General features: G+C 74.1%; 3 protein-coding genes and 2 pseudogenes. 4 read left to right on the top strand and 1 reads right to left on the bottom strand.

The genetic code is table 11. The features are described 5' to 3' along the window. Positions 1–772, bottom strand: a pseudogene (locus JNW91_RS28890) (alpha/beta hydrolase); the annotation flags it as partial. A 374-nt stretch (positions 773–1,146) separates the two neighbouring features. Between JNW91_RS28890 and JNW91_RS28885 the strand changes: the two are divergent. The 4 genes and pseudogenes from JNW91_RS28885 (at position 1,147) to JNW91_RS28870 (ending at position 5,737) form a co-directional block, all read left to right on the top strand. Further along, the gene (locus tag JNW91_RS28885) at positions 1,147–2,340 is read left to right on the top strand and encodes a hypothetical protein (protein WP_203178649.1); all 1,194 of its coding nucleotides are present in this window, start codon (positions 1,147–1,149) and stop codon (positions 2,338–2,340) included. Then, positions 2,327–4,795 (top strand): sensor histidine kinase, encoded by a 2,469-nt coding sequence (locus JNW91_RS28880; RefSeq protein WP_203178647.1) that lies wholly within the window; start codon positions 2,327–2,329, stop codon positions 4,793–4,795. The genes JNW91_RS28885 and JNW91_RS28880 overlap by 14 nt, the downstream gene beginning before the upstream one ends. Further along, positions 4,792–5,264, top strand: a pseudogene (locus JNW91_RS33755) (roadblock/LC7 domain-containing protein). Before JNW91_RS28880 ends, JNW91_RS33755 begins: the two are co-directional and overlap by 4 nt. Beyond that, positions 5,261–5,737 (top strand): DUF742 domain-containing protein, encoded by a 477-nt coding sequence (locus JNW91_RS28870; RefSeq protein WP_203178646.1) that lies wholly within the window; start codon positions 5,261–5,263, stop codon positions 5,735–5,737. The pseudogene JNW91_RS33755 and the gene JNW91_RS28870 overlap by 4 nt, the downstream one beginning before the upstream one ends. Positions 5,738–5,857: the final 120 nt, after the last annotated feature.

The following is a 5,857-nucleotide window of genomic DNA, read 5'->3' as shown; positions in this document are numbered from 1 at the left end:
GGGCCGGGGCTGGGCGGGCCGGCCGACGCCGGTGCCCCCTGCGGCTGGGCGGCGGTCGCACCGGAGAGCCCGGCCGGGCCGGTGCCCACGTTGCCGCCCCCGCCGAAGAAGAGGCCGGCCCAGCCCTTCTTGAACACGCCCTCGGTCGGCGCCGCGCCGGTGCTCTCCGGCAGGAACGCCCGGGACAGGTCATTCCACGTGATCATGGGGACGATCGCGTCCACGCGGCGGTCCTGGGCGCCAGCAGCAACGCCAGCCCACCGCCGTACGAGCCGCCGACCACGCCGACCTTCGGGTCGCCGGCGGCGTCGGTGCGCACCTCCGGGCGGGCGGCCAACCAGTCCAGCAGCCGCTCGGCGTCGCGCACCTCGTGGTCCGGACTGTCCAGGTGGATCTCGCCACCGCTGCGGCCGAAACCCCGTGCGGTCCAGGTCAGCACCGCGTAGCCGCGCCCGGCGAACTCCTCCGCGTCCGAACGAACCGACTCCTTGGTGCCGCCGAACCCGTGCGCCAACAGCACCGCCGGCACCTTCCGCCCCGACGACGCGTCAGCCGGCAGGTACAAGGTGGTGTCCAGGTCCACCGGCTGGTCGCCGGCCGGTCCGGACCGGACGGTGAGCATCGCGCTCTCGGTGCGTACGCCCGGTCCCTGCGGCCACACCGCCCAGGTCACGACAGCCGCCAGCAGCACGACGACCACCGTTGCGGCGATCGCGCGGCGGCGGGTGGGCAGGGCACGCCGGATCCACGCGGCCGGCGACGGCGATCTCATGCGGCACACGGTACGGGCCGCAGCCTGAGCGTTGCCTGAGATCCGCCGTACGTCCGTCCGGTTGCCCCGATCGGCGATACGGCCCCGTGCGACCGCGCATCGTCGGACGCGACCCAGTGAGTTGAGTTCGCATCCCGTGAATTCCGATCTTCCGCGGATATCCCCCTCGATCCCTTCATGTCACACCTGTCGACGGGACGCAGCGTGCGGGCATCGAGGACGAACGGTGACATCGCTCGTACTGACGCAAAGCCGACTCGCCGACGACGGCTCGGGCCACGGAGGTTCGGTTAGTTTTCCGGTCCGGTGCACGGGACTCATCGGTGAAACCCCACACCGCGCCGCCCCCAGCCCGACGCCGGAGGAGACACACCATGGCAGTCCCCGCACCGCGGGCCCGTCGACGGCCCTCCACACTGGGCCGACTGCTACCGCTGCTGCTCATCGCGGCGCTGCTGGCGCCGGTGGGTCTGCTCCTGACCCAGACCTGGCAGCACACCGGCGACGACCGGGACCTGGCCGCCCGGGAACGACTCGGCGTGCGGTACCTGCGCGCCCTCGGCCCGGTCACCGACGCGCTGGTGGACGCCCAGTCCGCCGCGGTCAGCGGTCGCCCCGCCTCCGGTGAGGCGCTCGCCCGGGCGGTCGAGGAGGCCGCCGCGGTGGACGCCCGGATCGGCGTCGTGCTGCGCAGCCAGGAACGCTGGGCCGGGCTGCGAGCCAAGCTGGAGGCGCTGCGTGACCGCAGTCCCGCCGATGCGAGCGCCGCCTTCACCGCGTACAACGAGGTCACCGACCTGCTGTTGGCCCTGCACCGCAAGGTCCGGGAGAGTTCCGGGCTGGTACGCGACCCCGCCGCCGACTCGTTCTTCCTCCAGGACAGCGCGGGCCAGGAACTGCCCGAGGCGGTGGTCGCCGCCGGCCGGCTCGCCGACCTGGGCACGCTCGTCGCCCGCCGACCGGCCGCCGAGCAGCCCCGCGGTCTCATCGAACTCACCGCGCTGCGGGTGTCCGCCCTGGCCCCCGCCTCCGACCTGGTCGACAACCTGAGGTCCGCGGTGGACAGCTCGGAGAGCACCGACCTGGGCGCCAACGTGCTGACCCCGCTGGACAACTACCAGCGTGCCGTGGAGGCCCTGGGCGCGTACTCCGTGCCGGCCGGTGGAACCACCGCGGTGGATCCGGGCCGGCTCGGTGCCGCCGGGCTCAACGCGCACACCGCCGCCCGGCAGCTCCAGCCGGTCATCCTCGCCGAGCTGGACGCCCTGCTGGTCGAGCGGATCGACGGTCTGGACCGGGACCGCTGGCTGACCACGGGCGCGGCGGCGGTGTTCGTGCTGCTGTCCGGCTGGCTGGCCGCGCTGCTGATCACCGCCGACCGCCGTGCGCGCCGCCGGGCCACCACGCCCGCCGCCGGCGCGGGAAGTCCCGACGAATCGACGGCGGCGGACGCCTGGCAGCCACCGATCGGTGCGGGTCGACCGAGCGACCAGCGGGCGCTGCAACCGGTCGGCGCCGCCGGCGAACCGGAAGCCACGCAGTGGGGGCCGTTCGATGCTGCTCGGTAGGCTCCGGATCCGCGGCAAGCTCGCGTTGCTCGTGGTGATCCCACTGCTCAGCATGGTCGGCCTCGCCGTTCCCGTGGTGCTCGAACGGGTGGCCGCGGCGCAGCGCGCCGGCGACATCACCGACCGGGTACGCCTCGCCAGCCGGGTCGGCAGCCTCGTCCAGGACCTCCAGCAGGAACGCATTCTCTCCGTCGGCTTCCTGCTCGGCCGGGTCGAACGCGCCGAGGTGATCCGCAAGTCCGCCGACGTGGACGACCGGGTGGCCGACCTACGGGCCGCGGGCGGCGAGGCGCTGACCGATCGGGTCGACCGCGCCCTGGACGGGGTGTCCAGCCTCGTCGACCTGCGCACGGCCGTGCTGGCCCGGGTCGCCGACCCAGGTCAGGTGATGGACGCGTTCGGCCCGGTCAACATGGGGATGATCGATTCGCTGCGGTTGGTGGTCGGCGTGGACACCGACACGTTGCCCGGCCGCCAGGTGCTCGCGCTCGACGGGCTGCTCCGCGCCGACGAGGGCCTGGGCGCCTGCGCCACCCTCAGCGTGCTGGTCAAGGCGATCGGCACCCCGGACACCACCGCCGGCTACGTGGCGTGCATCGCCGCCCTCCAGGTCAACAGCCTGCGCTTCCGCAGCCTGATCACGTCCGAGCAGCTCAAGGTGGCCCGGCTCAACGACGCGGCGGTGGCCGCGCGTACCAGCCCCGACTTCCTGGTCACCAGCGCGCGGAACCCGGCCGGCGCGGTCCGCGACGTGCCGATGGACGCGCTCTTCCCGGCCGTCCGCACGATGATCCGACTGGGCCAGTTCGTCGAGAAGAAGCTTGTCGCCGACGTACTCGCCGAGGTCACCGCCGAGCAGCGGCGGGCGCTGACCGCGGCGTACCTGGTCGGTGGCGCGGCGACGCTGATCCTGGCGCTGGTGGTGCTGCTCAGCGCGGCGGTCGCGCGAACGGTGGCCCGGCCGCTGTCCCAGCTCACCCGGTCCGCCGACCGGGTCGCCCGGGTCGCCGAGGCGGAGCTGGTGCGGGTCACCGACGATGAGACGGAGAGCGCGCAGTCGATCCGGTTGGAGCCGGTGGACATTCGGGCCAACGACGAGATCGGCGACCTGGCCCGGGCCTTCGACCGGGTGCAGAGCACCGCGGCCCGGCTCGTCGAACGGCAGGTCGCCGGTCGGCGCAACGTGGCGCAGATGTTCGGCCACGTCGGGCGGCGCACCCAGAACCTGGTGGGCCGGCAGATCGCGCTCATCGACCGGCTGGAGCAGCAGGAGGCCGACCCGGGCCGGCTGGAACACCTGTACCGGCTCGACCACATCTCCAGCCGGCTGCGGCGCAACGCCGGCAGCCTGGTGGTGCTCTCCGGCTCGGCCGGGGCGGACGCGCACACCGCGCCGGTACCGCTGGCCGACGTCGTCCGGCTGGCGCTGGGCGAGATCGAGGACTACACCCGGGTGGAGGTGCGGGTGCCGGCGGGCGTCTCGGCCGCGCCGGCGGTGGTCGGCGACCTCGTCCTGGCGCTGGCCGAGCTGATGGAGAACGCCACCGTCTTCTCCCCGCCGCACACCCGGGTGCTGGTGACCGGTGAGGCGTCCGGGCTCGGCGCCCGGATCACCGTGGTGGACCACGGCATCGGCATGTCCGAACAACGGCTGACCGAGGAGAACGCCCGACTGACCCGGCGGGAACGGCTCGACCTGGCGCCGACCGAGGTGCTCGGCCTCTTCGTGGTGGGCCGGTTGGCCCGCCGTCACGGCTGGGAGGTGAACCTGGCGGCCACCCCCGGCGGCGGGGTCACCGCCCAGGTGGAGATCCCGTCGGTGTCGCTGGTGCTGCGCCGCGCGGACCAGGCCGGCGCCGACGTGGCCCGGGTCGCGGTGCCCGACCGGCGTACGGCGGCGGTCCCCGACCCCGATCGCGGTGCGCGAACGCTCGCGGCGGCGGCCACCGCTGCCGCCCACCTCGACTCGGACCTGCTCAGCCGCGCGACCCGCAGCCTGGAAGCCGGCCCGTCCTGGGACGCGTTCGGCACCAGCACCGATCAGCCGGAGCCCACCGTGCCGGCGCCGCCGCGCCCGGAACCCTCGGGCGCGCCGAAAAACCCCCAAATCCGACAGCGGGTCCCCGGGGCGAGCCTGCCCGCCACCGCCGCGCCGGCGGGGCCGGTGGACGCCACCGCCGCCGACCCGGCAGCCGCCCGCGCGCTCGTCGAGGCCTTCCAGTCCGGCGTACGCCGGGCCGAGCGGAGCGCGCCGACGGCTCCCGGCCGGCCCCTGCTGAGCCGACGGGTGCCGGGGGCGAACCTCACCGTCACCCCGCCCTGCCCGCCGGCCAGCACACACCTCGGCGACCCGACCGAGGTCCGCCAGCTCATCACCGAGTTCGAGGCGGGCGTCGCCCGCGCTCTCCGCGAAGTCAGCCCAGACCGCCGGAACGAAGAAGGATCATCACGGTGACCAGCCCCTTCCTGCACGACAACGTCGACCAGAACCAGACCGGTGCCGCCGGGGATCTCAGCCCGGAGGCGCGCACCTTCAACTGGCTGCTGGACTCCTTCACCTCCAGCACGGCCGGGGTCCTGGAGGCGATCGCGGTCTCCTCCGACGGGCTGCTGATGGCCATGTCGGCGATCAAGGACCGGTCCAACGCGGAGCGCCTGGCCGCCGTGGTCTCCGGCATGACCAGCCTCGCCGGCGGCGCGGCCAGCTGGTACGCGCTCGGCGGCCTGAACCGGGTGATCGTCGACATGGCGACGGCTACCTGTTGATCAGTGCGATCAGCAGCGGTTCGGTGCTCGGCGTGGTCGCCGACCGGTCGGCCAACCTCGGCACCGTCGCATACGAGATGACGCTCTTCGCCGGGCGGGCCGGAAACGCCCTCACCCCACGGTTGATCGTCGAACTGAAGAACGCCGTCCAACAATGACCCCGGACGTCGCCGGCGAGGAACCGGACCCGGAACCCGGGACACGGATCCGCCCGTACCTGCGTACGCCTCCGCCCGGGGAAGCCGCGCCGGCGGCCGAGCAGTCCGGGCAGGGTGATGGTCGGCCGGCCGCCCCCCGGCCGTTCGTGCTCACCTCCGGACGGGTGACCGGCGTCGACCCGGCGATCGGTCTGGAGACGCAGGTGACCGTCCGCACCGAGAGCGGCTGGTGGACCGGCGCCCAGGATGTGGTGCTGGCGCCGCAACACCACGCGATCATCGCGCTCTGCGCCGATCCGATCTCGGTGGCCGAGCTGTCGGCCCGGACCCGGCTGCACTTCGGCGTGACCCGGGTCCTCGTCGGCGACCTGCGGGCCGCCGGGCACCTGGACGTGCACGTGACCGACTCCGACGAAGCGTACGACCCCGACCTCATCCTGCGAGTGATTGATGGACTCCGTGCGATCTCCTGAATGGCCGGTCGCCCCGCTGGGCGGTCTCGCCGGCAACAGCGCCACCGCCCGCTACGGCGCGTCGCCGGGCACCGGCCCGGTGCTCGGGCGCACCGGGCCGCCGGCCGCCGCGCCGCCGCC

Source organism: Micromonospora parastrephiae, from assembly GCF_016802865.1.
Taxonomy (GTDB): Bacteria; Actinomycetota; Actinomycetes; order Mycobacteriales; family Micromonosporaceae; genus Micromonospora; species Micromonospora parastrephiae.
The sequence above is the reverse complement of the archived record's forward strand: the minus strand, read 5'-3'. Positions and strand labels throughout refer to the sequence as shown.

Coding starts and splice junctions, on each gene's coding strand:
- JNW91_RS28880 (WP_203178647.1), top strand. CDS start 2,327: ATGCTGCTCGGTAGGCTCCGGATCCGCGGCAAGCTCGCGTTGCTCGTG.
- JNW91_RS28885 (WP_203178649.1), top strand. CDS start 1,147: ATGGCAGTCCCCGCACCGCGGGCCCGTCGACGGCCCTCCACACTGGGC.
- JNW91_RS28870 (WP_203178646.1), top strand. CDS start 5,261: ATGACCCCGGACGTCGCCGGCGAGGAACCGGACCCGGAACCCGGGACA.